Raw genomic sequence first — 1,513 nt, 5'->3', positions numbered from 1 at the left:
GGTGTTGGTCATGTCGATTCCTCCTGAATTAAAGGCAGGACTCAGTGTGACGAACTCCGATGTTCAGAAACAGATGCGGTTTTATTGGCACTTACAGAGTTTCTAGTGCTGTTAATAGTGCTGTCGAAGCTTCAAAGCAAGCAGGTTTGGACAAAGCAACTAAAATCGAAGACTCTCTAAGCACTAGGATCGCTCAAGTTGAAAGCGGAATTCTTGTCCCAAAAGACCTGCAGACGATGATAGATAACCCAGATGCATCAGTCATAAGGCGATATGGAGATCGTGCGATCTCTAGAGAAATAGATCAAATACTGTCAATCATTAGAGCTGGGCACGCAGGAGATAGTACTTTTGAGCTTCTTTTAAGCGGAGATAAATCTGCTAAATTTGAATTTAATAAAGAGTCTGCTGGAAGGTTCCATTCAACCGTTTCTCGCAGAGAGCTAGGTGAGCCAGTACTCTATACTGCAACAATATCATCACTAGATCGGCATAATAACAACGGAAAGATTTACAATTTAATAACCGAAAAAGTTTCCAATATTCATTTTTTCAATGAAGACTTTCTTGAGATGGCAATGCCTTTTTTTCAAGAGAAAAAAGAAATCGTTTTTGTGGGTTCTCCATTAATAGAATACGGTGCATTTGATCCAAATGCTGGTGATATCTACTTTATAAAATTGGCATAATTATGGATGAATTGGCGAAGGCGGTACAAAAAAAATATATTGAAGATATAACCAAGAAGTACCCGCTCCATCGTTTCCTTGTTATGTTTATGGTGATAATTTCATCATATATTTACTCCAAGGGTGATGACGTTCGAGTACTCTCTGAGCTACAGAATATAAAGTTAAGCTTTATCTTTGATTTTAACAAAGGCTTGCTTGCTTCAGTTGATTTCGAGCAATTGGTTATTGCTATTTTTGTGTCGGGGATTATTGGTCACATATATTTCAAAGTTAGCAGCATGTCATTCAATTTGCTGGCGAAAGCATCTTCTTTTGATTCTTATATATCCCAAATTAAAGAAAAGGTTGATTCAAAAAAATCACAAGAGGAGGTTTTGAATTACTTTCTTGCTAAAGATGTGTCGAAAGAGCTTGAGGGGTTGAGAGTGAAATTGAAATCTTTTCATACCCGTTCTGAAGTGTTTCTTGTTGCTGCATTAATAATAGGTTGGGGATGGGGTTCTAATAATTACTTTGATTGGCTTTTAGTTTTGGTGCTGATGGTGACTATTTTTTCAAACATTTGGAAAGCTTTTCAATTCTATATCTCTGACTTCTTACCTTACTATATAACGGAACAGACATTGTTGGGGGCGACTGTTGACTTTGGTGATAAATAGGCATGTAACAAGTCACTCCACACGGAAATTTTACTCGCTACGCTCCCAAAATTCCGGTGAGCTAAGCGTTAAGCGGTAGCAAGGAACTAGCATCGTGCTATTTGAAAAACCGAATCTAAAAAGGCCTATATCGCTTGATCTAGTCGGGTTGATTTGTATCGT

The 1,513-nt window shown here is 37.8% G+C and carries 2 protein-coding genes; both read left to right on the top strand.

What is annotated here, in order from left to right; genetic code table 11:
• The first annotated feature begins 59 nt into the window (after positions 1–59).
• Entirely contained in the window at positions 60–689 is a 630-nt protein-coding gene (locus HNR62_RS16020; protein WP_239552884.1) for a hypothetical protein, read from the top strand.
• A 2-nt stretch (positions 690–691) separates the two neighbouring features.
• Positions 692–1,351: a hypothetical protein gene (locus HNR62_RS16015; RefSeq protein WP_204797081.1), complete on the top strand. Its 660-nt coding sequence runs from the start codon at positions 692–694 to the stop codon at positions 1,349–1,351.
• The last annotated feature ends 162 nt before the right edge of the window (positions 1,352–1,513 follow it).

Source organism: Oceanisphaera litoralis (assembly GCF_016907015.1).
GTDB lineage: Bacteria > Pseudomonadota > Gammaproteobacteria > Enterobacterales > Aeromonadaceae > Oceanimonas > Oceanimonas litoralis.
Note: the sequence above shows the minus strand (reverse complement) of the source record. Positions and strands in the feature narration are given on the sequence as shown.